The sequence below is a fragment of the Acinetobacter sp. ANC 5378 genome, assembly GCF_013004315.1.
Lineage (GTDB): Bacteria > Pseudomonadota > Gammaproteobacteria > Pseudomonadales > Moraxellaceae > Acinetobacter.
The window spans coordinates 89,847-113,939 of the sequence record NZ_JABERK010000039.1 but is presented as its reverse complement, the minus strand read 5'-3'; the positions used below and the strand labels follow the sequence as shown (position 1 = coordinate 113,939).

The following is a 24,093-nucleotide window of genomic DNA, read 5'->3' as shown; positions in this document are numbered from 1 at the left end:
CATTAATGGCACGTTTTTACCGTCGTCGCAAGTTCTGCCGCTTTACAGCTGAGAAAGTTGCGTACATCGACTACAAAGATATCGATACTTTAAAACAGTACATCACTGAAAACGGCAAGATTGTTCCTAGCCGTATTACAGGTACTAAAGCTCGTTACCAACGTCAATTAGCGCTTGCTATCAAACAAGCTCGCTACTTGGCTTTGATCCCTTACACTGACAATCATAAGTGAGGTTGAGCTGTGGATATTATCTTATTACAACGCATTAAAAACCTTGGTAAATTAGGCGATAAAGTTTCAGTTAAAGCTGGTTACGGCCGCAACTACCTTATCCCTCAAGGTCAAGCAGTAGCAGCGACTGAGTCGAATACTGCTGCTTTTGAAGCTCGTCGTGCAGAACTTGAGAAAGCTGAAGCTGATGTTTTAGCTGCTGCTCAAGCACGTGCTGACCAATTAAACGAAGTTAACATCGTAATCACTGCTAAAGCTGGTGACGAAGGTAAACTATTCGGTTCAATCGGTACTCGTGACATCGCTGACGCGTTGACAAATGCTGGTCTAGAAGTTGACCGTGCGGAAGTTCGTCTTCCAAATGGCGCACTTCGTCACACTGGCGAATTCAACATCGCAATCCAATTGCATCATGATGTTGTTGCTGAAGTTCTCGTTACTATCGTATCTGAGTAATTTTTTGCAAGAAAAAGAGCATGCTTTTGCATGCTCTTTTTTTATCTCTGAAAATAGTCAAAATAGCTTATCTAGATTTACTCAAAAGTAGTGAACACAACTTATTTTTACTGTTTTTAGCTAAATGAAATTTTCGATTCGCATTTTTTTTAAGAACGCGTATGATCTGTTTAGACGAAGATCATTGAAATTTCATTGTTCGTCCCAATTTCCAAATTACTCATTTATCGCATTTAAAATCAGGGTTTTATATGTCACAGGCGAATGCCACTGCTACGCTTAACTCATCTAAAGTAGATAATAAAGGAAATGAGTCAAGCCAATTAAAAGAGTTTCGTACCCCACCGCATAACTTGGCAATTGAGCAAGCTGTACTTGCAGCGCTGATGACTGTTGCCGAATCTTTTGAACAAGTCGGTGATGTACTCAGTGAAAATGATTTTTATGCAACACGTCATAAGTATATTTTTCGCGCCATTGAAAAATTAACCCAAGAAAACTCACCTTACGATGCCGTTCTGGTCAATGACTGGCTAATCAAACAGAATTTGCTTGATGCTGTTGGTGGTGAAGAATATTTAATGCAATTGATGGCAGACTCGCCTTCTAGTTTTTATAACCTAGAAACCTATGCCAATAAAATTAAAGAATTTTCAACCTTACGCAGCATGATTAAAGTCAGCTCTGAAATTTTACAGAATGCTTATGACACCAAAGGTCGTAGTGTCAGTGAAATTTTAGACTTGGCTGAAACCAATATTTTTTCCATTGCTGAACAACATAACAACAATGCCAAAGCCCAAGGTCCAAAACCGATTAATGCCGTGGTTGCAGACGTATTTGACAAGTTAAATGAACTTTCTCAAATGGAAGGTAATATTACCGGTTTAACTTCCGGCTTCTTAGAACTGGACAATAAAACCTCGGGTATGCAATCGGGTGACTTGATTATTGTCGCTGCACGTCCATCTATGGGTAAAACCACCTTTGCCATGAACCTGGTGGAAAGTGTGCTGTTTAACTGTGATCTACCTGCCCTGGTCTTCTCTATGGAGATGCCAGCAGATTCAATCGCGATGCGTTTAATCTCGGCTTACGGTAAAGTTCACCAAGGTCATTTACGTTCAGGAAAACTGGATGGTGATGAATGGTCTAAAGTGACCGGAACGATTTTACAGCTTCAAGAAAAGAACCTGTACATTGATGATTCATCCGCCCTTCCACCAACAGAATTACGTGCCCGCGCACGTCGTATTGCCAAAATGCATGGGGGTAAAATTGGCTGTATCATGGTCGATTACCTACAGTTAATGAAAGTACCTGGCATGGGTGACAACCGTGTCGGCGAGATCTCGGAAATTTCACGAAGCTTAAAAGCCTTGGCCAAAGAAATGATGTGTCCGGTGATTGCACTTTCCCAGCTTAACCGCTCACTGGAAAATCGACCAAACAAACGCCCTGTGATGTCTGACCTTCGTGAATCCGGTGCGATCGAGCAGGATGCCGATTTGATTATGTTTATTTACCGTGATGAGGTTTATAACAAAGAATCGAAAGAAGCAGGTACCGCCGAAATTATTATCGGTAAACAGCGTAACGGTCCGATCGGTACAGTTCGTCTGGCTTTTGAAGGTCAATACACACGATTTAGTAACCTTTCACCGGAGTTTTATGCTCAATATAATGATGAAGAATAAGCAATAAAAAACGAGGTCATCACCTCGTTTTTTTAACCGGTTATTTTTTCTAAGGCTGACCTGTAAATCATTTTGATTGAAATATGACTTACAGGTCAGCCTCTCTTTATAAGACTTATTCGACTTAAATATTAGAAAAGATAAAAAAGTAATAGGTCGCTAGCCCTGATATTTTAATAATAGAATCAAACAATGTTATCTAAAATTTGATTGAAATATACTTTAAGTTAGTGTTTATTTTCAGTCATAGGAATACAATATAGCACTCTATTCTGCTTAAGTTCCACACTCCTTTTTGAGTGAAATGACAAGCATATCTATAATATTCTGATCATAGCTTATAAGTGATTTTATACAAATTGCTGTAATGTTTCATGTAATCCCAAGGAGTAACTAGGGTGCGCCAAGCAACAGTTTATATTGACAGAGAAGCACTGCAATATAATTTAAACCGTGTTAAACAACTTGTACCAACTGCTCAAATTGTAAGTATGGTTAAAGCCAATGCTTACGGACATGGAGTCAAAGACTGTTTAGCAGCCTTAAGTGGAACGGATGCCTTTGGTGTCGCTTGCCTTGAAGAAGCACTTGAAATTCGTGAACTCGGCTATCAACAACCCATTACTCTCATCGAAGGGATTTTTTCTGAAGATGAAATGCAGATTGTGGTTGAAAATAATATTGAATGCGTCGTACATCACCAACAACAACTCGATTGGTTGCGAACATACAAAAATGCCTATATTGGCAAAAACTTAAAAGTTTGGGTCAAACTCAATAGCGGTATGAACCGCCTGGGTTTTAAAGTCCCAGAAATTATTGAGGTGATTAACTCCCTTAAAGCCGAAGGTTTTACTTGTGTTTTAGCGATGCACTTTGCTAATGCCGATGCAGAAAATCATCCTTTAAATGAACAACAAAAAAATCAATTCCTTCAGGTTAAAGAAGCTTGTGCACCCGTGATGGCTTCTTGCTGTAATTCAGCAGCGATCTATAAATGGCCAGAATTGAATTTTGATTTTGTTCGTCCAGGGATCATGCTTTATGGTGCATCGCCCTTTGCGGATCAATCGGTACATGATTTAGACCTTAAACCAGTGATGACATTTACTGCTGAAATCATTGCTTTAAACCATATTCAAGCCGGTGAATCTGTGGGTTATGGTTCAACATTTACTGCTGAAAAAGAAATGGATTTAGCCATTGTTTCGATTGGTTATGGTGATGGTTACCCGCGTGCATTCCCTAAACAAAACTATGTCGCCATTAATGGTCAAGCAACGCGCGTAATTGGTCGTGTTGCCATGGATATGATTGCCATTGATGTCACGGGCATAGATGCACAAATTGGCACCGAAGTGGAACTTTGGGGTAAAAACCGCTTAGTCGATGATGTTGCAGAAGCCAATGGTACGATTGGTTATGAGCTCTTGTGCCGCCTCAGTGCTCGTCCAAGAAGAAAATAGATATTTAAATTGTAAAAAAACCCAAGTTTAATTTGGGTTTTTTTAACCTAAGCATTAAGCCACACTAGGCTGCAACATCATATAAAAAGCTCAAAAAAGCATCCTGACTTTCTTCATTCAACTGATTTGGGGCAAAACTGTTATAACCCAAAGATTTAAAATAGTTTTGTATTTTACTATTTCGCCCCACGTATTTCATTGACCAATTAAAGAAGTTAGTTTCTTTCAAGACACATGTTTTAAGCAAAACAATTTGGTGATGTCTCGGATCTTTTCTCAATCTGTTTAAAAGCGTCAGGATATGTTTTTCCTCGCCTTCCAGACATTGAAAAAAATACCCATCGGCATAATACAAAACCCCATGGATTTGATGCTTTGTATTAAAATCTCTCGCCTCAGTTAAAATATCCCGAAGATCTTTTAAAATAATTTCATCATTTGAGGTTTTTTTACTGGCATAACATAGCTGAAATATCATGACCCAATACCTTCTTATTGTTTTTAAATAAAAAATAAATATTAATAAAAGATAAAAATATCCAATGGAATTTACCCATTGGATAAAATATAGCAGATGTATTTTTAGCTGTGAATAGCAGGTAATTAATCTAGATAATCATCTGTTGGAATAGGCAATTTCTGTAAGCCACGGCGTAAAGTATCTGACCATTGTTTACTCAATTGTCTAAAATACGGATCTTCTTCATAGATTCGCTTGCCATTTGGAATATGTAAGGAATCTTTATGATAAACAATGGTATCTAATGGCATCCCAACTGAAACATTGGAACGTAAAGTAGAATCAAAAGAAATCAAACAACAACGGACTGCCTGATCTAAGGGCATTTCATAAATTAATGCCCGATCGAGTATGGGTTTGCCGTATTTGCTTTCCCCAATTTGAAAATAAGGCGTATCTTCCGTTGCGCAAATAAAATTACCTTGCGGATAAATATTATAAAGTTCCATTTCTGAACCTTTAATTTGTCCACCCAGTAAAAGACTACAATAATAATTATTCTGTTCGTGCGTATTAGCATCTTGGGTAACATCAGCAATGACTTTTCTTAATGTCTGCCCCACCAACTCTGCCATTTCGAACATGGTATTGACACTATATAAGTTGGGTTCTTGGCCAAGTTCCAGGTGATTGTTCAAATGACCAATAACTGCTTGTGTTGTCGCTAAATTTCCAGATGTCTGTATCGTGATAAATCGTTCAGCCTCTACCCCAAAGGTATAGAGTTTACGAAATACCGAAATATGGTCTACACCTGCATTAGTGCGCGTATCACTAACAAAGACCAAACCATCTTTTAAACGTAGCGCGCAACAGTAAGTCATGAGAACTCCTTATGACTTTTAAATTTTCAGCAAGCGAGTACTTGAACAATAGAATTCATAGACTCAATACCACCACGCTCTCTTATGCCTCTTACTGGTGCAACATCCCAATAATCTCGACCGATTGCCACATATATATGCGAATTAGGCACAAACAACTGATTGCTGGTATCAAAACAATACCACGAATTTTCAAAAAATACTTCCGCCCAAGCATGACTTGCAAGGTGAGATGTATTCGGTACAAATAAATAACCCGATACATAACGTGCAGGTAAGCCTAAATACTTACACATCGCAATAAACACATGGCTATGATCTTGACACACACCCTGTCGATATTGGAAAGCTTCTATAGCAGAGGTTTGTACAGAGGTTCGATCAGGCACATAAGGAATATAATTTAATATTGCCTCCGACAAAACCATTAAGTTGGCTCGATTCAGCCAGGGAACATAATGCTCTGCAAAACTTTTCATTTCTGCATTACACATTGTGCTTGGTGTAGGCTGTAAAAATAATTTGGGATTGACGGCAGTTTCAATCCCAAACTGGGTATTCGGATTCATCTCCACAATACCTTGCGCCATAATGGTCATCTGGCTATAAGGCTGGCGCTGTGAACTGGTGATCCAGACATTATTAAAAGCATCAGATTTAACTTGTTTCTCACCCGGTACACTCACATTCCACGAATGTACTTGCTGATGCACATTCGTGGTCGGAGTCATCTTAATATATTGAATGCTGTTACGCGCTTGATCAGTATATTGGTAATGGGTTTGGTGATTAATCATCAGCTTCATGCATCCACCTCAAATAAGTGTTGAACATAGTCACTGAAATGATAAAAATTCATACTATCCGGATTTAATTTCAGTTGCTGCCAAGCGCTGTCCACTCCATTCCAGCCAATCTGGCTTAATAAATCCACAGTTTTATCAATACTTTCAAGTGTGATGGTGCGATCTTGCTTAAGTCGAAGCTGTCGGTCTAACTGCTCAATATTCTTTCCCAATGTAAAAAACAGAAAGATATCTTCCGATTCTGCTTCTAATATATCCTGACATTCTCCAGCCACATCGCAGATATAAGTTACATTTTCAGTCGCATTTTTAATCAGTTGATTGAGCTCTGCATACGCTTTTGCAGAAAATATTCCACGTAAATCCTGAACATTATCTTTGGCGTGTTGAAATTGCTGACCAAAAGATGAGGGTTGCTCGGTATCAAGCAATAATGTATTTAACGAGCTTGCATCAAAAGCGGGCAAGCAAAATGCATGTGCATATTCCAATGCATCCTGGTTATTATGAAATGGAAATTGGCTACACAAATATTGAATACGCGTTAAGTATCGACCTAACCAAAAAATATGTTGAGCATTACTATTTAATAAAATCATGATTTCTTTCCCATGGTTAGATGTTTAAGAATGAAGATTATCGACAACCCATGTGTCTTTAACTCCACCACCTTGTGAAGAATTCACTACTAAAGATCCGGCTTGCATTGCCACTCGTGTTAAACCACCGGGTACGATTTCCGTCCGATAAGGTGAACTGAGCACAAAGGGACGTAAATCGATATGACGCTCTGCAACCCCAAAATCGGTCATGGTTGGACACACCGATAAATCCAGAGTCGGCTGCGCAATATACAGATTCGGTGTAGCAATAATTTTGTCTCTAAATGATTCAATTTGACTTTTCGAGGCTTGTGGACCAATCAACATGCCATAACCACCCGAACCTTGGGCTTCTTTCACCACCAATTGCTCTAAGTTGGATAGGACATAATCCAGGTCTTGAGCTTCGCGGCATTGGTAAGTTGGCACATTTTTTAAGATTGCTTGCTCACCTAAATAGAAATGAATCATTTTATCGACATAAGGATAGATCGATTTATCATCCGCCACACCAGTACCGGGTGCATTGGCAATCACAACATTGTGACGTAAATAAGCTGACATCAAGCCCGCCACCCCTAAAGTACTATCGGGCATAAAACACAATGGATCTAGATATGCATCGTCCACGCGACGATAAATTACATCAACCTGCTGTCTTCCACGGATGGTTTTGACATAAACCTTATCGTTTTCTACAAAAAGATCACGTGATGTCACTAAAGGCACATCCATTTCCCTTGCCAGGAAAGAATGCTCATAATAGGCGCTGTTATAACGTCCCGGCGTTAACACAACAATAAAAGGCTTATCGACATAGGCATTTTCAGCCAAAACTTCTTTGAGTAATTGCGGATATTGTTCAATGCCCAAAATGTTGTTTTGCTGGCATAAATCGGGCATTAATTTTTGACTGATCTTGCGGCTTTCCAGCATATAAGACACACCTGATGGCGTTCTTAAATTATCTTCCAGCACATAAAATTCGCCATGACGGTCACGAATAATATCAATCCCGCTAATCTGACTGTAAATTTTACCTTTTAAGTCGTGTGCATACATATGCGGTTGATAGGCTTCATGCGTCAGCACTTGCAGTTCAGGCACAATATTGGCTTTTAAAATATCTTGCTGATGGTAAATATCGTGTAAAAACAGATTCAGTGCACGTACCCGTTGCGAACAACCCAATGCAACTTTATTCCATTGCTTTTTCTCAATCACCCGCGGAATTAAATCATAAGGAATGGTTCTCTCAATCCCTTCCGATTCACCATAGACGGTAAAAGTAATGCCTTCATACAAAAAGTGATCTTTCGCTGCCTGGTTTAACAACTTTAATTCATCAATGCTGTGTTGTGATAACCAATGTTCTATTTTACTGCAGGTTTCCCCTGACATGCTTTGATCATCCACCAGTTCATTAAAAAAATGAGATTTAAGCTGCTGAAATAAACCGCTTATTTTTGAATGATTCTTATACCCTCCTATGGATGGATTTATATTCGTTCCCGCAGGATGAGAAAAACTTTCAACCGTAGACGTTAAATCTGTTCGATCCTTTTCTTTAAGCATACAACCCTCTTAATTGTTATTTATTTTGAATGCAATTAAGCAACAAATATGCCAATAAAAATCCTTTTATCGGTTTTGTCTATTTATTCATCAATTTATATGTTATTCAATGGTCGTTTCGATCAAATATGTTTTGAAATGTAGATGAACTCAATGGCAAAATTGCGAAAAATATTCAGGTTTTTTATTGTGTTCAGCATTCAATGGAGATATAAACAAGCTACTCGATTTTTAATTTAAGTTATGTCCTCACAAGAAAAAGAAACCTCGAACAGCCTGTACCGACAATGGCAAATTTTATCTCGTCTTTCCACCGGGAAGTGGATGGGTACCCGAGAGTTACAAGAAATTTTGCAACGTGAAGGTATTGATATCAGCTTACGTACCATTCAACGTGACTTAAATCAGATCTCGCTGCGCTTTCCCATAGAAAGCAGTAAAACCGTGCCTCAAGGCTGGCGTTGGCGCTCAGATGCTCCTATTCAAAGCTTGCCGCATATGACCAGTTCTCAAGCGGTCACCTTTATGATGGTGGAAGAACATTTAAAGCATTTGCTGCCGCCTAGCCTGATTGAGGAAATGAACCCGTGGTTTGATTTGGCACGTCGCAGTCTCTCTACCCAAAACAATGTACGACAATGGATTAACCGGGTTCGTATTGTTCCAGCTACCCAACCTCTCATTCCGCCTATAGTAGATAAACTGGCGCAACAAGCCATTTATGAAGGCTTACTGCAAGACAAACAACTGGAATGTGTTTATCAGGGACGTAGTCACTTAGGTGAAGAAAAAACTTATATTTTGAACCCCTTAGCTTTGGTACAAAAAGGCGCAATTATTTATTTAATCTGTACCCGCCATGATAAAACCGACATTCAGACCTTTGCTCTGCACCGTTTTAGATCAGCAATCGTACTAAATTCGCGCGCGATGCACCCGGTTAACTTTGATATTGATGCTTATATCGACTCTGGTGCATTAGGCTTTAGAGTCGACTATACCAAGCCGACCGAAAATGTGGCATTAAAACTAATTATGTCTGAAGAAGATGCCCATTATTTTGATGAGAGCCAACTCAGTAAAGACCAGACCATCCAAAAACTGGACAATGGTTTGGCCCAAGTGACCGCAACCGTGCCTTTTACCTCACAACTGGCATGGTGGTTAAGAAGTTTTGGTCATAAAATTCAGCATATTGAGCCGATTGAAGTCTCGAATGCGGTTCGTCAAATCACGGATTAAAGAAAATAACTGAAATAAAAAAAGTCCCAATGATTGGGACTATAGGATATTTCTGTTTGAATCTATTTTTATTGTCGTACTATGGGCTTCAAGAACATCAAGCTTTATTTTCTCACCCCGATACAAAGCTTGATGGCGGCTGATTTCATTTGTGGAGTAGCAAATATTGTGCTTTAGCACGCCAAATCTCCAGTATTATATCGAATTGATTTCATCGTCATACACATTACCTCTGTTGCTAACATGAAACCAATGTAGTCCATAATCCAACGATTGAGAAATCATAAGATCAGAAACTTTAAGCTGAATATTGATTAAGCATTTATTCTGAATCTCTATTTCCCCTTGTTCATATACTGTATATATCCAATCCTTAATTTAATTTAGGTGAAACTTGTACAGCTCATACTTATCTTTAAAGCCGCCAATCCATCACTTATACATCTGGATTTTACAAATCAGAACTTGTGAAGTGTATATAAAATAGGCAGATTCATGTTATGCAGAATTCGATGGAAAACATGAAAATGCCAGTTCCAGCCCAAGCCGTCAGACATAGACTTTTAAATACTTTTTTCTCACGATACTCAGTCTGGTTTAGCTGTATTTTTATTACCTTAACGATTAGCTGGTTTCGTATTATCTATGAACCTCAATCTATTCATTATTTTCTTTCAGATCCCTTTCTGAATTCTTTATGGCTGATTTCAGGAATCCTTACCCTGGTTGGCGTATATGATATCTTGCAAAATCAACATTCAATTCTAAAAAATTATCCCCTCATGGGACATTTCCGCTTTATTTTTGAAGATTTTCGTCCTGAAATTCGTCAATATTTTATTGAAGACGATCAAGATGCCCTGCCATTTTCACGCATGCAACGCAACCTGGTTTACCAAAGGGCAAAGAATAAAAATGCCGATAAACCTTTCGGTTCCCTGATTAATGTCTATCAGCAAGACTATCGTTTTATCACCCATTCTATTACCCCATGCAAACCTGCTGACCCTGAAAGTTTTCGTATTCAAATCGGCAATCATCAATGTCAGCAGCCCTATAGTGCTTCCATTATGAATATCTCTGCCCTGAGTTTCGGCAGCCTTAGTGCCAATGCCATTCGTGCTTTAAATTTGGGCGCGAAAATGGGCAATTTTTACCATGACACCGGTGAAGGCAGCATTAGTCCTTATCATTTGGAAAATGGAGGAGATATTGTTTGGGAACTGGGCAGTGGCTACTTTGGCTGTCGTACGCTGGATGGCCAGTTTGATCCGGAAAAATTTACCCGACAAGCCCGGTTACCGCAAATCAAAATGATTGAAATCAAGTTATCGCAAGGAGCAAAACCCGGACATGGCGGTATTTTACCTAAAAGTAAGATCTCAGCAGAAATTGCCGAAATTCGTGGCGTGAGTCGTGAACATGACTGTGTATCTCCTTCACAACATTCGACATTTAGCACCCCGATTGAAATGATGCATTTCATTCAGCGACTGCGTGAACTCTCTGACGGCAAACCGATTGGATTCAAGCTCTGTATTGGTCAGCCCTGGCAATTTATGAGTATTGTCAAAGCCATACTGGAAACTCAAATTGTGCCGGACTTTATTGTGGTGGATGGTTCTGAAGGTGGTAGTGGTGCTGCCCCGATTGAACTGATTGACCACGTGGGTACGCCTTTACGAGAAGGTTTACTGTTTGTGCATAATACTTTGGTTGGTGCAGGCTTACGCAATCAAATTAAAGTCGGTGCCAGTGGTAAAATTATTAGTGCATTTGATATTTCCAGCACCATGGCGATTGGAGCTGACTGGGTAAATTCGGCACGCGGCTTTATGTTCGCTGTCGGTTGTATTCAGGCGCAAAGCTGTCATACCAACCAATGCCCTGTCGGCGTAGCCACCCAGGATCAAGAGCGTCAAATGGCCCTACATGTTCCCACCAAGGCAGTTCGTGTGTTGAATTTTCAAAAAAATACCCTGCGTGCATTATCAGAGATGATTGCAGCTGCGGGCTTGAAACATCCGGCTGATATTAAAGCCCATCATTTAGCGCAGCGCATTAACGACCGGGAAATTAAAAACTATGAGCAATTACATTTCTGGTTAAAAGAAGGCGAATTACTCAGCAGCGAAGCGAAAGATACCGAAAACTTTTACTTTCGAATGTGGAATTTAGCCCATGCCGAACAATTTTAAACTTTGCATGATCTAAAAATAAGCTCATATGTTCAATAAAAAAGAGGTCAATATGACCTCTCTTATGCATTGATTAAATAGAAAATCAATAATAACCATCTGAACTTTGGGCATGTAAAAATGCCGGAATTAAACCCGTTAATGCTGCACGAATATCAGCACGTTCATTAATTAACTGATGCGAACCTTCTTCCAGCATCAACAAGGTCTGGAGCCGAAACTTACGACGAATAAACTCAATGTTATAACGCCAGTCCACGGTCTGATCTTGCGCACCTTGCGCCAACCACACAGGAATACGACATGCCGGACGCGCTTCCATCTCTTGCATCCATTTAGACATGGCCAAAATCCAGTCCATGCCCATCATACGGGGCTGCAAAGGATCTTTTAAACGCACAAAACGTAGAAACTCTGGATTGTGGTTATTGCGTCTGAAATGACGTGGCACTTGACGCTTGATGCGGCGAATAATGCCCAAACCCACAGAATTATGCCACCAGGCCGATTTCGCCGGTCGAATCAGTGGAGAAAGTAATAACACGCGCTCTACGTATGGATTTTCACGACGCTCCGCAAATTCCAATAAATGATGCAGTAAAATGGCACCGCCGGTACTTTGACCAATTCCCAACCACGGTTTAGGGAGTTGACTGGCATTTTTAACGTAGTGGTAAACAGCGTGCAAAACCTGCTGATAATGATCAAAGTTCTTAATATTTGCAGGTGAACCATCACTTAACCCATGACCGGGCAAATCATAGGTGATGACACTAAAACCCTGTTCCAGCAACTCACGAATAATAGGCTGATAAATACCACTATGTTCCAGATAGCCATGCAATAAAAGTACCGTTCCACGTATTTTATTAAAAGCAATATTGGCTAAATTCGGTTGGAATACCTGTACATGTAATTTAAACAAAGGCATTTGTACATAGCCTTGCCAATGCTCACAATCCAGTAAATGCATACCGTATAACTTACGATAAGCCTGAATCTCCACTGAAGGTTGATAAGGCTTATTCAGGTTTAAGGCCTCAAGCAATTGGGGCGTGGTTTCTCGACTCGGAACCGGTAAATCCAACTGTTTTAAAATGCTGGGATTTAAAAATGGGATATCTGGCATCAAGGCACCTCCCGGCAATCACTGGAACCAAACCAGAGATCACGAATCGTGGCTAACATTTCATAATTGGCACGGCGGCTATGATCATAATTTTGTTCACTTGGACGCCAGCGTGTCAGATGTGTCGGCATAGGCGCTTCAACAGGCACCGTTTCAATACCATTTAAGGCAAATAAACGACGCGTACGCGGCATATGATAACGATCGGTAATTAAAATCACCCTCGGTGCTCCACCTTTTTTTTGCAATAACAACGAGCTAAAACGCGAGTTTTCGCAGGTATTCATGCTTCGATCTTCCAGCAATTTCGCATTTACATCATGTTCTTTCAACCAGCGCTGCATATACGGTGCTTCCACACCACTGAGTACAATCGGAAGTTGATATTCTTTTTCGATGGCTAAGGTTTTTTCTAGGCGCAAACGGGTGTAATCATTCACCACAATATCTTTGCCGTTTTTATCCAGAGTGAGTCCACCACCTAATACCACAATGGCATAAGGTTTTGAACTTTGCAGCGGTGGTTGTTCATTCTGTTCGTGAATTAATGCAATATCTTGGTAAATGGTTTCATCGACAGGTTCTTGAGCGACTTGCTCCTGTTCAATTTTATGCGTTCGAAGAAATTCCACATATTTTTCCATCAACGCTTTATTTTCAGTACTGTTCAAGTCCAATAAATCTTTAACTGTTTGAGCGGGATCTTCTTGTGTTACTTCTTCATCTACGGGTTTTGCAAGCAACGGAATACGTGGTTTTTCCTGATCATCATTTTCGTCCTGTTGCGCTTCTTCAATCATTTGTTGCAAGGCTTTATAACGTGCCTGAATCACCGTCAAATTCTGCGAATCATGGTTTTGGATTGCTTCTTCCATCAACTTTAAATAGGCTTGTCGAGCAATCCACAATTTGGAACCCGGCTCCAGATTTTCATGTTCGCTCAATGCAGCCATTTGTTGACTTTTCGCAGCCACTTGATTGACTTCAACAGGAACAAAACTATTCAGGGCTTTCACCACCCAGCCTGAATAAAAGGGCGAATAAATCAAAACCATGAAACAGCCGAAAAGAACAAATAACACGGATGCTATTTGTACCAATCGAACCATCCAATGCGATTTCACCATAATTTTCTTATTCCAAATGTGAACGAATTAAACCGGTTTCATCAAACAGTACCGGTTCAGGTTCTAATAAAATATTAAATTTTTGCTGCACATCGTGTTGTACGGCATGATAAGTGGCTTTCACATCAGCCAAAGTCGCCTGATCATAATTCACCAAAACCAGGGCTTGTTTATGGAACATCCCTACCATACCCAGCTGTTTACCTTTCCAACCCGATTGATCAATCAACCAACCTGCTGCAATTTTAACGCCACCTTTCGCCTGAGGGTAATGGGGCAAATTCGGAAATGATAGTGCTAAATGAGCATAAAGCTGTTCTGAAACAATCGGATTTTTAAAGAAACTTCCTACATTGGGATATTCTTTTGGATCGGGCAATTTGCTTTGACGGATTTGAATTACTTGCTTTTGCAGGTTTTCAGCTGTTTGCTCAGCACCCACTGCTTGCTTAAGATCACCATAATTCAACATTAGATTCGCGTGCTTAAGCAATTTAAAAGTCACATGAGTAATCACAAAATGATTGGGATCATCTTTAAAAATACTATGTCGATATGAAAAATCACAGTCTGCAGCCAAAATAGTACTGAATTTTTCTAATTGGCGATCATAAACCTGAACTGATTCAATGAACTCGCCTGCTTCAACGCCATACGCCCCGATATTTTGTACTGGAGATGCACCGACTAAACCCGGAATAAGAGCCAGATTTTGTAAGCCATACAAATGTTGTGCTGTGCTCCACAATACAAAGTCATGCCAGATTTGCCCTGCACCGACACGAATGGTCTTACTGTGCTCATCTTCAGCAAGATATTCAATACCCTGAATATCCATATGCAGCACAAGCGCATGAATATGTTCAGGCAATAACATATTGCTACCACCCGACAAAATCAAAACATTTAACTGATGCTGCTTGGCATAATTTAAGGCATTTACCAATTCTTCTGGGGACTGCACTTTAAGATAATGTGATGCAGTGGCATCAAGACTTAAGGTGTTAAAAGGCTTAAGTTGAATTTGTGTTTGAATATTCATGTGCTTAAACCTTTATTTCACATCGATCTGTTGTTTGAAAACTGTTTTTGAAAATACTGACCCACGCCAAACTGCTCGATTCACACTGATCAAGTACACGCTCAAAACCCTCCACCCCGCCATAATACGGGTCTGGTAAAGCTTGTTTGAGATAAGTTTGATCGTATTCACTCATCAATGCAATTTTTGACCGAATTTGACTTGCACCATATTCTATATGTGCTTGATCTGAAAGAGCTTGAATATTAGATAAATTTTCATGATCCATTGCCAAAATCAAATCAAATTCAATGAAATCTTGAGGCTTTAATTGGCGCGCACGCAAGGCTGATAAATCATAACCACGCTTTAACGCATGTTTCTGGCTACGTTCATCGGGCGCTTTTCCGGGATGATAATTACTGGTTCCCGCTGAATCAATCACAATATTGAGCTGATGTTCATCACAAAAATGTCTAAGCACAACTTCTGCCGTGGGAGAGCGACAAATATTTCCTAAACACACACATAACACCTTATATGGCGTTTTGGATGACATAACAACCTCGATAACTGCTTTATTTTCAGGTGTCTTATGTTAAGTTATTTATGGGATGAATCCTATAGAACGCTAAAACAATAATCTTGAATTTGATATCAAAAAGGATGCAATAGATGAGCCATTTTCAATTCCAGACCGTCTCGAATATTATTTCAGGGCTCGGCTCGATCTATGAGTTAAAGCAATTGTTGCAACAGCAGCCCTATAAAAAACTATTATTGGTCACCGATGCTGGAATGATTCAACAGCAATTGCATTTACCTATTATTGAAATATTGGAAACTATTCATCTTGATTATGTGATTTATTCTAGCGTTCAAGCAGACCCACCAGAACATATTGTTCTAGACGCTGTTCAATTCGCAAAGAATGAAAATGTCGATATTGTCTTAGGTTTTGGCGGCGGAAGTTCTCTAGATGTAGCCAAAGTCATTTCGGTTTTGGCACATCCAGAGCAGCAGCAAACGTTGCAAGATTTATATGGCGTCAATAATACAAAACAACCGCGATTGCCCTTATTTTTAGTTCCCACTACGGCAGGTACCGGTTCTGAAGTAACGCCTATTTCTATTGTCACTACCGGTGAAACCACAAAAACCGGAATCGTCTCGCCAGTTTTATTTGCTGACGTGGCCATTTTAGATGCCACATTTACCCAAAATTTGCCAGCTCACATTACTGCGGCAACAGGCATAGATGCGATGGTGCATGCCATTGAAGCCTATACCTCAAAAATAAAAAAGAATCCTTATGCAGATATGTTGGCCAAACAAGCTTTAAAACTGCTGAATCACAACTTAAGCCTGGTCTTGGCAGATGGGCAGAATTTGGCAGCACGTCAAAATATGCTGGTCGGCTCAATGCTTGCCGGACAAGCTTTTGCTAATGCTCCAGTCGCTGCGGTACATGCACTGGCTTATCCCTTAGGTGGGCATTTTCATATTTCGCATGGTCATAGCAATGCCTTGGTCTTAACCGAAGTTTTAAAATTTAACGCACCCAATGCAAAGCAACTCTATGCTGAATTGATGTGCTGGTTGGATCCCAAAAGTACCGGCAGTACCGATGGTTTATGCGATTTATTTATTGATCATATGCAAAATCATCTCGATAAAAGCGGTTTGATTTTAAAATTGAAAGATTTAAATGTTCCGGAAAATAAGCTTGAGCAATTGGCCAATGATGCCATGTTGCAAACCAGACTTTTACAAAATAATCCTCGGGAACTCCAGTTGCAGGATGCCCGACAAATTTATGAAGCTATTTATGCATAATTTGTTTTTTATTTATCTTCAAATCATTTTTAAATGATTTTTTTATTGTAATCAAAAAATCTTATAAATAAAAAACAATATCGCAAGGTCCTTTACTCGCCTGTAGATGGCCTTGCTTTTACCCGCTTGCATTCATTGATTTTTAACAGTACAAATGAACATAAATGACCTCTAGAAAATAAAATCACAATGAAGCAAATACCAAAACAACGCACGGATTTTTCATACTTCTTGCCCATTCAAACGCGCTGGTCAGATAATGATATCTATGGTCACGTGAATAATGTTACCTATTACAGTTATTTTGATACTGCAGCCAATGCCTTACTGATTGAAAAAGCAGACTTTGATATTCGATATTCCCCAGTGATTGGATTGGTGGTCGATTCAGCCTGCAGTTTTTTTCAGGAACTTTCTTATCCTGAAATTATTGAGGTCGGTGTGGTGATTTCCAAACTTGGCAATTCATCCGTGCAATATGATTTAGCGATCTTTAAACCGTTCCATGATGTCGCCTCTGCACAAGGTCATTTCGTACATGTCTTTGTGGATCGCCAGACACGAAAAAGCACCCCGATTCCAATCGAAATGCGGGATGCTTTATCTCAATATTGTGTAAATGAATAAACTTATTTGAGTTGAATATTCTGTATTTCAGCATCAAAGTTTTGCAGAAGATCCTTCACCGCTACTTCTGCATGAAGTAGCTCTGAAGCACGTGCATAGGCCTTTTCTTTACGTTGATTTTGCATGCTATACGGCGTGGTTGTTTCAACTTCGGCATATTTGACCTGAAAATGCGTATTGGGCCATTCAGTTTTCAAGGCTTGCTCTAAGGCATGTTGTAACTGATTCAACAATTGTTCATATTGCGGCGGAATCTGAAATAATGATTCACCATCAATCTGACCGGTCATTACCCCTTGTTGTGCCAATTCCTGCACAGCAGGCGTTAAAGTGCTATTTCTAAACCAGTATTCCCACTTATCTACGGTCCAATCACCTTCAAGCTGTTGAGGGGCAAGTCTTAAAATATCTTGGGGCATCAAGTTTGAATTTTGAGCCGATACAGTTTCAACCGCAACTCGCTTTTCCTCAAGACTCGGTTGTTCTAATTCAAGAATCGGCTCATCGACGATCTTGACTGCTGCAACTTCAGATACCGATTCAATCGGCATTTGTTCTTGGCTTAAGAATAAATCATCCTCTTGAGCAGCTATAGCAAGGTCATCTTGTGGTTTTACCATTTCCGCTTCTAACCCATCATTTAACGGTGCGATTTCATCAAATAGGAAATCATCACTGCTTGCTTCTTCTTGATCAGCGCTATTTATTACAGCATTGATGTCATCATTCGATTCATCTAAATCAAATAATGCATCTTCCGAAGCCGGATCAAAGACAATTTGATCTGAGCTTGCAGTTGAATTTGACTCAGTAAGCTCAGGCATCGGTTCATCCAAGAAATCATCTGAAGATGGTTCTTGAATTTGCGAACTTACTGATAATTGAATTTCTGCAATGGGTGCTTGATATTCTTCAACGTATGGTTGTGCATTTTGCACCGGCGCTTGAACGGCGACCTGTGGCGCTTGTTGCTGAACCTGCTGTGGTGCCGAGACCAAAACTTCATTCGGTTGCAATGGACGGAACGCAAGTAAGCGTAACACGCACATTTCAAAGCCTTGTTCTTGGGTCACAGCAAGTTGCAAGTCTGAGCGACCTTTACAAGCCACCTGATAATACAATTGTAAATCTTGTGCTGAAATCAGCTGCGACAATTGCATGATTTTTTTATTAATTTCAGCACTATATTTCAGGCTTAAATCTGGCAAATATTGCAGTAAAGCCAATTCATGCAGAGTAGAAATCAACTGGTCTAAAACCAGCGAAACATCTAAAGCCTGTTGTCTGAATTGCATCAACAATTCACTTACACGCTGCTTTTGATTTTGATGAATCGCCAAAACCAGATCATAAATAATGGTGCGGTCAATCAAGCCCAACATTTCTTTGACATCTTGATGCTGGATTTCACCTTGACCATAAGCAATCGCCTGATCGGTTAAAGACAATGCATCACGGAGTGAACCTTGTGCAGATTCAGCAATTTGCCAGATTGCGTCTTGTTCTGCCTGAATCTGTTCCTGATTTAAAATATGCGTCAGATGTTCAGTAATTTCATCTACAGCAAGCGGACGCAAGGTAAATTGCAAACAACGGGAAATGACGGTAATTGGAAGCTTTTGTGGATCGGTCGTTGCAAAAAGGAATTTGACGTGTTCAGGTGGTTCTTCCAGTGTTTTCAGTAACGCATTGAATGAATGCGTAGAGAGCATATGCACTTCATCGATCAGGTAAACCTTAAAACGACCCTGTGTTGGCGCATACGGAACATTATCCAGTAGTTCACGTGTATCTTCAACTTTGGTCCGAGAGGCAGCATCAATTTCAATTAAATCAATAAAACGACCTTCATTGACTGCTTTACAGGTTGGACATACTTCACACGGTGTAGAGGTCACCCCAGTTTCACAGTTCAAGCACTTTGCCAAAATACGTGCAATCGTCGTTTTACCTACGCCACGTGTGCCGGTAAATAAATACGCATGGTGTAAACGACCACGTTCCAAGGCACTGGTCAGTGCTCGTGACACATGGTTTTGTCCAACCAGTTCATTAAAATTACGTGGACGATATTTACGCGCAAGTACTTGATACATGTATGCTCCTTTTTACAGGTCTAAGCATACTGTTTTTTTGACGAAGAGTGAATGAACAATCTGCAAAAGCCTTCAATCAAATGCGAGATAAGTAGAACTATTTTTTCGATTTTGCAATAACTTAAACAAATGGACTAAACCTTCTTTTCTAAAATAAAATCATCTTCCGCGTTATAAATATTACCGGTCTGATCTTCCAGAATTTCAAGCAGTTGCTGATCTAAATCGACATAGATTAAATTGCGGGTTTTGACCTGCATTAATTCCAGTTGGGTCTGTTCGCTATTGCTAAATCGGAAATTACCTTTAATAGTTTCGATCTCATTATGACCACTTAAACTTTCACGTTTTAAAATATAGGTTTTGTCCTGATTGAGCACTAAATCTACAGCCATGCCGGGACATTCCTCACAACGTGAAATACAACTCATACACGGCGTCGTGCCTTGATATTTCCCGACCCATTTCGCAACTATGACTTTCTGCTCTGCGACAGTATTTTCCTGCTTGTTACTTTCACTACTCGTTTGCTTAGAATCCTGACAGCCCAACAACACAGAAGAAGCAATTAAGGGAATAAGAATCGGCTTTTTCATCAGCACAACTTAAGCTAAAAATTTTGGTATGAGGAAAATATCACACTTTTACCGAATTTATGCCTTCAGAATATGCATTTACATTTCCAAATAATATGCTGCTTAAAACCAGCCCTTACGCCCTTTTAATGCCGCATCTGCACAACGTAAGGTTTCTTGGGTTAAACCCCACAGACGATAATCACCCGTGATCGAACCTGTAGCAAAATTATGGGTATAGGCGAAACTTAGATTACGTTCAGGGTCACACCATGCACCAGAACCATTAAAACCCATATGCCCGAAACCTGTTGATGATTTCCCTAAAGTTAAAACCCGGTGATAGCCCAAACGCCAATGCATCGGTAAGGGCATAATACGGTCACGCTGGGTATATTGAACTGTGCTTAAAGCTTTAAAGATCTCAGGACGAATCAATTGCTGACCGTTCCATTCACCAGAATTCGCCAGCATGGCATAAATTTTTGCCAGACTATTCGCGGTGAAAACTCCATTTGCAGCGGGAATCACCGCTTTTAAACCTTCATCACTAAAAAAACTAAATTTCTTCATCCCTTTGGGAATCATGGCATCTTGAAAATCTTGAGGGTTCTGTCCTGACCATTCAATTGCCTTATCGAAGACTGAAGCTCTCTTTGGTTTCGGTTTTGCTTGTAATGCAGGTTTTGGTTCTGTTCTTAATTTTGCCAATGGTCTTGCAACCCGAGCCAACTCAGATTCTGCAACGCCAAAGTACGCGCCATCTAAAGCTAAAGGTTCAACCAAATACTGTTGCATTAAATCCGATAAAGATTTTCCAGTGGCTTTTTCTAATACTCCCCCTACTTGCCAGCCAAACGTTAAGGGTTGATAAGCGGCATCTATACCTATTTCAAAGCGTGGTTTGGCTTTGGCAATGACATCCAGCATATGGTTCCAATCCGCCATTTCCGATGCATCAGTAATATGATTACGAATGTCATATAAGCCACTTTGATGGCTGAGGATATGTCTTAAAGTGATTTTTTCTTTACCATTCTGTGCAAATTCAGGCCAATACTGTGCAACTGGCGTGTCGTAATCCAGGAAACCTTCACTCACTAAAATATGAGCCAGTGTCGAAAGTACACCTTTGCCAGTGGAATAGCACACTGACAGAGTATCGGATTGCCAGTTTTCAGTTTTTGATTTTTTACCTGTGTAAATATCAACGACTTTTTGTCCCTGAAAATACACCACTAGAGCTGCCCCACCTTGTTCAGTCCGTGCATCCTGCATCCGGCTAAATTGTTTGGCGAGGTTTTTAAAACGCTTATCCACTATGCCTTGATAATTTTCTGTATTGGCGAAGATATATTGTTTTATTGTGTTCATTAAACTGTGCTTTCCCTAAACCAGTCATTATTTACCCAGAGCTTAAAACAAAAAAGCCTAAATCAGCAGTGACTTAGGCTTTGGTCTTATAAGGCTTTAATACGACCCGAGACATGCGGTTTTTGATTCTTGCTATTTCGAATCAGGAATTCAATATCCTTACCTTTATTGGCAGTTAAAAACTCAACTTTTGAAGGTAAATACATCGGCAATTTAAACCAAACATCCGCTTCATAGCTGTCTGGAAGCGTCAAGCTCGCAAGTGCTTTGGCTTTGCTCCACATGCCGTGGGCAATGGCCTGTTTAAAACCAAAGGCTTTTGCGGTAATGGCATGAATGTGAATCAGGTTAAAATCACCCGAAGTCAAGGCATAACGGCGACCGGTATTTTCCGATACATTCCATTCTGCTTGCATTTCATACGCAGGTGCTTTTGATTCAGCCACTTTTGCTGCAACTTTGCCATTGGTTTTTTGACGCGCTAGATAAGTGGTTGTACCTTCCATTACCACATCATTGCCTACTTTTGCAGTGGTGATAAAGTCAAACTGAATACCTTTGTCATGTGGCTGCAATTCACCAAACTTGCAAGACAACGTCAGCTGTTCATTTACCCCAACTTTACGAGTCTGCTTAATCTGGTTACGAATATGTACCAAGCCTAAAATCGCAAATGGAAAAGCCTCAGTGGTCATCATGTGCATTTGCAGGCTTTGCGACAGCACCGCTAAATAAATTGCAGGAATATAACCGTTATTTTTAAAGCCACAGACTTCGTTGTAAGCTTTGAGATGTTTTTGATCGACCTTGAATGAATCCACCACATATTCAACTTGCGGTAGCACTTTTTCACCCTTCGGCTTTTTAAAAATCAAGCCTTGAATCACTTTCGGATAGGCTAAATAAGGTTTTGGAAGTTGACTAAAATGGCGAGTATTCATACTGAACCTTTATTAAATTCTTTTAAGAAGTCCTCTCTCCCTTTTAGGGAGAGAGTTAGAGAGAGGGTTTTTAAAATAAATAATATCTCCAGATCAATTAATCCCTCCCGACCTCCCTTTAAAAAGGGAGGAGAAGTCCCCTCTTTAAAAAAGGGGGATTTAGGGGGAGTATTAAGCACCCAACAAGCTTTGACCACACACACGAACCACGTTGCCATTTAAACCTGTAGAAGCAGAAGATGCAAATAATGCAATCGTTTCAGCAACATCGACAGGTAAACCACCTTGGCTCATCGAGTTCATACGGCGGCCTGCTTCACGAATCGCAAATGGAATTGCAGCTGTCATTTGAGTTTCAATAAAACCAGGTGCAACGGCGTTAATGGTTACACCATTTTTCAATAATGGCGCAGTGAATTTAACCACCCCAATGACACCCGCTTTAGATGCTGCATAGTTGGTTTGACCTAAATTACCTGCGATACCTGAGATAGAAGATACACACACAATACGACCATTTGTATTGAAGCCATCATTTTCAAGAAGGTAATCATTGACACGCTCAATTGCAGATAAGTTAATGTTAATCACCAGATCCCATAACTCAGGCTTCATGTTTGCCAAAGTTTTGTCACGGGTAATCCCTGCGTTATGCACGATAATATCCAGACCGCCTTGAGCAGCTGCTGCAGCTTTGATTTTTTCACCAGCGTCGCTTGCTGTAATATCAATGGCTAAAGTCGAACCACCAATTTCACCGGCAACACGATCAAGGTCAGCCTGTTGTTGTGGAACGTCCAAGCAAATCACATGCGCGCCATCACGTGACAATACATGGGCAATCGCTTCACCGATCCCACGGCTCGCACCTGTGACAACAGCTGTTTTACCCGCAAGTGGTTTTGCCCAGTCGATATCTACAACATCTGCTTTAGAAACACGGATCACCTGACCTGACACATAAGCAGAACGTGGAGACAATACAAAACGAACTGTAGATTCCAGGTTTGCTTCAGCACCTTCATCGACATAAACCAGTTGAGCCGCAATACCTTTCTTGAATTCCTTACCGACAGATTTCACAAAACCTTCAAGTGCACGTTGTGCAATGGCTTGTTTTACTGTTTTTGCAGTTTCAGGGGTGATACCGACCACTACAACACGACCAGACGTTTGGATTTGACGTGCAATCGGATTAAAAAAGTTATAGAGTTCTTTGAGTTGTTCAGAATTTTGAATACCCGATGCATCAAAAATCACTGCTTTAAACTTAGATTCTTTGTCACCTTCATTAAATGCACTCAGGCTTAAACCTGTTTTTGCAGCAGCTTGTTGTAATTCAGTATTGTTACCTGCATAGCTGTTGGCATGAATATTTGCAAGAACTTGCGCAATTGAACCCGATAAAGTTGAAGATGGCGCAGCACCAAATAAAACTGCCCCCTTAACCACCGGAGTTGCCGATTCAAAACGATCTAAAGAAATCGGTGATGGCAAACCTAAATTTTTGATGACAAATTTACCAATAGGAGATTTTGCGAATGTTTGGTATTGGTCAGTCATGTTTATTATCTCTCATACAAATTAATTTTTGATGGATTTAAAGATATCCTTTTAACTTCAATATGATGTCTAGAGTCTTATATTTCAATACATCCATCAGTTTCCATGGAATCATACTTGAGTTAAACAATGGATGTCTTGACCTGAATGCTTTGTGTAATGTCATTGCAGTCAATTCAGCTGTT

The 24,093-nt window shown here is 40.1% G+C and carries 22 protein-coding genes; 8 read left to right on the top strand and 14 right to left on the bottom strand.

The features are described from left to right. The first annotated feature begins 5 nt into the window (after positions 1-5). From rpsR to alr, 4 genes are all read left to right on the top strand, one after another. Positions 6-233: a 30S ribosomal protein S18 gene (rpsR, locus tag HLH16_RS08990; protein WP_004676982.1), complete on the top strand. Its 228-nt coding sequence runs from the start codon at positions 6-8 to the stop codon at positions 231-233. A gap of 9 nt (positions 234-242) precedes the next feature. After that, entirely contained in the window at positions 243-689 is a 447-nt protein-coding gene (gene rplI / locus HLH16_RS08985) for a 50S ribosomal protein L9 (RefSeq protein ID WP_131291953.1), read from the top strand. A gap of 251 nt (positions 690-940) precedes the next feature. Beyond that, positions 941-2,386, top strand: coding sequence for a replicative DNA helicase (gene dnaB, locus HLH16_RS08980; RefSeq protein ID WP_131291955.1), 1,446 nt, complete (start codon positions 941-943; stop codon positions 2,384-2,386). 398 nt (positions 2,387-2,784) lie between these two features. Then, entirely contained in the window at positions 2,785-3,852 is a 1,068-nt protein-coding gene (alr, locus tag HLH16_RS08975; protein ID WP_171529068.1) for an alanine racemase, read from the top strand. A gap of 64 nt (positions 3,853-3,916) precedes the next feature. On the opposite strand, the gene HLH16_RS08970 is transcribed toward alr, so the two are convergent. The 5 genes from HLH16_RS08970 to HLH16_RS08950 all read right to left on the bottom strand — a co-directional run bounded on the left by HLH16_RS08970 (position 3,917) and on the right by HLH16_RS08950 (position 8,179). Further along, positions 3,917-4,330, bottom strand: coding sequence for a BLUF domain-containing protein (locus HLH16_RS08970; protein ID WP_171529067.1), 414 nt, complete (start codon positions 4,328-4,330; stop codon positions 3,917-3,919). Positions 4,331-4,455: 125 nt separating this feature from the next. Then, positions 4,456-5,196 carry a proteasome-type protease gene (locus HLH16_RS08965; RefSeq protein WP_131292004.1) on the bottom strand — a complete coding sequence of 247 codons (741 nt, stop codon included), beginning with the start codon at positions 5,194-5,196 and terminating at the stop codon, positions 4,456-4,458. Between the two features lie 26 nt (positions 5,197-5,222). Continuing rightward, positions 5,223-6,002: a transglutaminase family protein gene (locus tag HLH16_RS08960; protein ID WP_171529066.1), complete on the bottom strand. Its 780-nt coding sequence runs from the start codon at positions 6,000-6,002 to the stop codon at positions 5,223-5,225. After that, positions 5,999-6,601, bottom strand: coding sequence for an alpha-E domain-containing protein (locus HLH16_RS08955; protein WP_171529065.1), 603 nt, complete (start codon positions 6,599-6,601; stop codon positions 5,999-6,001). Before HLH16_RS08955 ends, HLH16_RS08960 begins: the two co-directional genes overlap by 4 nt. A gap of 24 nt (positions 6,602-6,625) precedes the next feature. Further along, positions 6,626-8,179, bottom strand: a complete 1,554-nt coding sequence (locus tag HLH16_RS08950) for a circularly permuted type 2 ATP-grasp protein (RefSeq protein WP_131291999.1) — start codon at positions 8,177-8,179, stop codon at positions 6,626-6,628. A 243-nt stretch (positions 8,180-8,422) separates the two neighbouring features. Between HLH16_RS08950 and HLH16_RS08945 the strand changes: the two genes are divergently transcribed. Continuing rightward, positions 8,423-9,421, top strand: a complete 999-nt coding sequence (locus HLH16_RS08945) for a helix-turn-helix transcriptional regulator (protein WP_171529064.1) — start codon at positions 8,423-8,425, stop codon at positions 9,419-9,421. Positions 9,422-9,948: 527 nt separating this feature from the next. Next, entirely contained in the window at positions 9,949-11,619 is a 1,671-nt protein-coding gene (locus tag HLH16_RS08940; protein WP_214646658.1) for an FMN-binding glutamate synthase family protein, read from the top strand. Between the two features lie 85 nt (positions 11,620-11,704). On the opposite strand, the gene HLH16_RS08935 is transcribed toward HLH16_RS08940, so the two are convergent. From HLH16_RS08935 to HLH16_RS08920, 4 genes are read right to left on the bottom strand one after another with little or no spacing between them, the layout of a single operon-like run. Beyond that, positions 11,705-12,748, bottom strand: coding sequence for an alpha/beta hydrolase (locus HLH16_RS08935; protein WP_171529063.1), 1,044 nt, complete (start codon positions 12,746-12,748; stop codon positions 11,705-11,707). Continuing rightward, positions 12,748-13,875, bottom strand: a complete 1,128-nt coding sequence (locus HLH16_RS08930; RefSeq protein ID WP_171529062.1) for a YdcF family protein — start codon at positions 13,873-13,875, stop codon at positions 12,748-12,750. The genes HLH16_RS08935 and HLH16_RS08930 overlap by 1 nt, the downstream gene beginning before the upstream one ends. 7 nt (positions 13,876-13,882) lie before the next feature. Next, positions 13,883-14,917 carry a UDP-N-acetylmuramate dehydrogenase gene (gene murB, locus HLH16_RS08925; RefSeq protein WP_171529061.1) on the bottom strand — a complete coding sequence of 345 codons (1,035 nt, stop codon included), beginning with the start codon at positions 14,915-14,917 and terminating at the stop codon, positions 13,883-13,885. Positions 14,918-14,921: 4 nt separating this feature from the next. Beyond that, the gene (locus tag HLH16_RS08920; protein WP_171529060.1) at positions 14,922-15,455 is read right to left on the bottom strand and encodes a low molecular weight protein-tyrosine-phosphatase; all 534 of its coding nucleotides are present in this window, start codon (positions 15,453-15,455) and stop codon (positions 14,922-14,924) included. Between the two features lie 116 nt (positions 15,456-15,571). Here HLH16_RS08920 and HLH16_RS08915 point away from each other — a divergent pair, with 116 nt between their 5' ends. Together HLH16_RS08915 and HLH16_RS08910 are read left to right on the top strand one after the other, a co-directional pair. Then, positions 15,572-16,732, top strand: a complete 1,161-nt coding sequence (locus HLH16_RS08915) for an iron-containing alcohol dehydrogenase (RefSeq protein WP_171529059.1) — start codon at positions 15,572-15,574, stop codon at positions 16,730-16,732. Positions 16,733-16,921: 189 nt separating this feature from the next. Next, positions 16,922-17,359 carry an acyl-CoA thioesterase gene (locus tag HLH16_RS08910; RefSeq protein WP_171529058.1) on the top strand — a complete coding sequence of 146 codons (438 nt, stop codon included), beginning with the start codon at positions 16,922-16,924 and terminating at the stop codon, positions 17,357-17,359. A gap of 2 nt (positions 17,360-17,361) precedes the next feature. Here HLH16_RS08910 and dnaX read toward each other — a convergent pair whose 3' ends face one another. The 5 genes from dnaX to HLH16_RS08885 all read right to left on the bottom strand — a co-directional run bounded on the left by dnaX (position 17,362) and on the right by HLH16_RS08885 (position 23,908). Next, the gene (gene dnaX, locus HLH16_RS08905; protein ID WP_171529057.1) at positions 17,362-19,455 is read right to left on the bottom strand and encodes a DNA polymerase III subunit gamma/tau; all 2,094 of its coding nucleotides are present in this window, start codon (positions 19,453-19,455) and stop codon (positions 17,362-17,364) included. Between the two features lie 134 nt (positions 19,456-19,589). After that, positions 19,590-20,051: a copper resistance protein NlpE N-terminal domain-containing protein gene (locus HLH16_RS08900; protein ID WP_171529056.1), complete on the bottom strand. Its 462-nt coding sequence runs from the start codon at positions 20,049-20,051 to the stop codon at positions 19,590-19,592. Between the two features lie 102 nt (positions 20,052-20,153). Further along, positions 20,154-21,404, bottom strand: coding sequence for a serine hydrolase domain-containing protein (locus HLH16_RS08895; RefSeq protein WP_171529055.1), 1,251 nt, complete (start codon positions 21,402-21,404; stop codon positions 20,154-20,156). Between the two features lie 86 nt (positions 21,405-21,490). Next, entirely contained in the window at positions 21,491-22,345 is an 855-nt protein-coding gene (locus tag HLH16_RS08890; RefSeq protein WP_171529054.1) for a MaoC family dehydratase, read from the bottom strand. A 171-nt stretch (positions 22,346-22,516) separates the two neighbouring features. Beyond that, on the bottom strand, positions 22,517-23,908 hold the full coding sequence (locus HLH16_RS08885; protein WP_171529053.1) for a 3-oxoacyl-ACP reductase: 1,392 nt from the start codon (positions 23,906-23,908) through the stop codon (positions 22,517-22,519). Positions 23,909-24,093: the final 185 nt, after the last annotated feature.

What these genes read in the sequence shown, in the direction of transcription:
- HLH16_RS08950 (WP_131291999.1), bottom strand. Translation starts at nt 8,179, where the DNA reads ATGCTTAAAGAAAAGGATCGAACAGATTTAACGTCTACGGTTGAAAGT.
- dnaB (WP_131291955.1), top strand. Translation starts at nt 941, where the DNA reads ATGTCACAGGCGAATGCCACTGCTACGCTTAACTCATCTAAAGTAGAT.
- HLH16_RS08890 (WP_171529054.1), bottom strand. Translation starts at nt 22,345, where the DNA reads ATGAATACTCGCCATTTTAGTCAACTTCCAAAACCTTATTTAGCCTAT.
- HLH16_RS08910 (WP_171529058.1), top strand. Translation starts at nt 16,922, where the DNA reads ATGAAGCAAATACCAAAACAACGCACGGATTTTTCATACTTCTTGCCC.
- HLH16_RS08965 (WP_131292004.1), bottom strand. Translation starts at nt 5,196, where the DNA reads ATGACTTACTGTTGCGCGCTACGTTTAAAAGATGGTTTGGTCTTTGTT.
- HLH16_RS08915 (WP_171529059.1), top strand. Translation starts at nt 15,572, where the DNA reads ATGAGCCATTTTCAATTCCAGACCGTCTCGAATATTATTTCAGGGCTC.
- HLH16_RS08940 (WP_214646658.1), top strand. Translation starts at nt 9,949, where the DNA reads ATGCCAGTTCCAGCCCAAGCCGTCAGACATAGACTTTTAAATACTTTT.
- HLH16_RS08885 (WP_171529053.1), bottom strand. Translation starts at nt 23,908, where the DNA reads ATGACTGACCAATACCAAACATTCGCAAAATCTCCTATTGGTAAATTT.
- rpsR (WP_004676982.1), top strand. Translation starts at nt 6, where the DNA reads ATGGCACGTTTTTACCGTCGTCGCAAGTTCTGCCGCTTTACAGCTGAG.
- HLH16_RS08945 (WP_171529064.1), top strand. Translation starts at nt 8,423, where the DNA reads ATGTCCTCACAAGAAAAAGAAACCTCGAACAGCCTGTACCGACAATGG.
- HLH16_RS08960 (WP_171529066.1), bottom strand. Translation starts at nt 6,002, where the DNA reads ATGAAGCTGATGATTAATCACCAAACCCATTACCAATATACTGATCAA.
- HLH16_RS08930 (WP_171529062.1), bottom strand. Translation starts at nt 13,875, where the DNA reads ATGGTGAAATCGCATTGGATGGTTCGATTGGTACAAATAGCATCCGTG.
- HLH16_RS08935 (WP_171529063.1), bottom strand. Translation starts at nt 12,748, where the DNA reads ATGCCAGATATCCCATTTTTAAATCCCAGCATTTTAAAACAGTTGGAT.
- dnaX (WP_171529057.1), bottom strand. Translation starts at nt 19,455, where the DNA reads ATGTATCAAGTACTTGCGCGTAAATATCGTCCACGTAATTTTAATGAA.
- HLH16_RS08955 (WP_171529065.1), bottom strand. Translation starts at nt 6,601, where the DNA reads ATGATTTTATTAAATAGTAATGCTCAACATATTTTTTGGTTAGGTCGA.
- HLH16_RS08900 (WP_171529056.1), bottom strand. Translation starts at nt 20,051, where the DNA reads ATGAAAAAGCCGATTCTTATTCCCTTAATTGCTTCTTCTGTGTTGTTG.
- murB (WP_171529061.1), bottom strand. Translation starts at nt 14,917, where the DNA reads ATGAATATTCAAACACAAATTCAACTTAAGCCTTTTAACACCTTAAGT.
- HLH16_RS08920 (WP_171529060.1), bottom strand. Translation starts at nt 15,455, where the DNA reads ATGTCATCCAAAACGCCATATAAGGTGTTATGTGTGTGTTTAGGAAAT.
- HLH16_RS08970 (WP_171529067.1), bottom strand. Translation starts at nt 4,330, where the DNA reads ATGATATTTCAGCTATGTTATGCCAGTAAAAAAACCTCAAATGATGAA.
- HLH16_RS08895 (WP_171529055.1), bottom strand. Translation starts at nt 21,404, where the DNA reads ATGAACACAATAAAACAATATATCTTCGCCAATACAGAAAATTATCAA.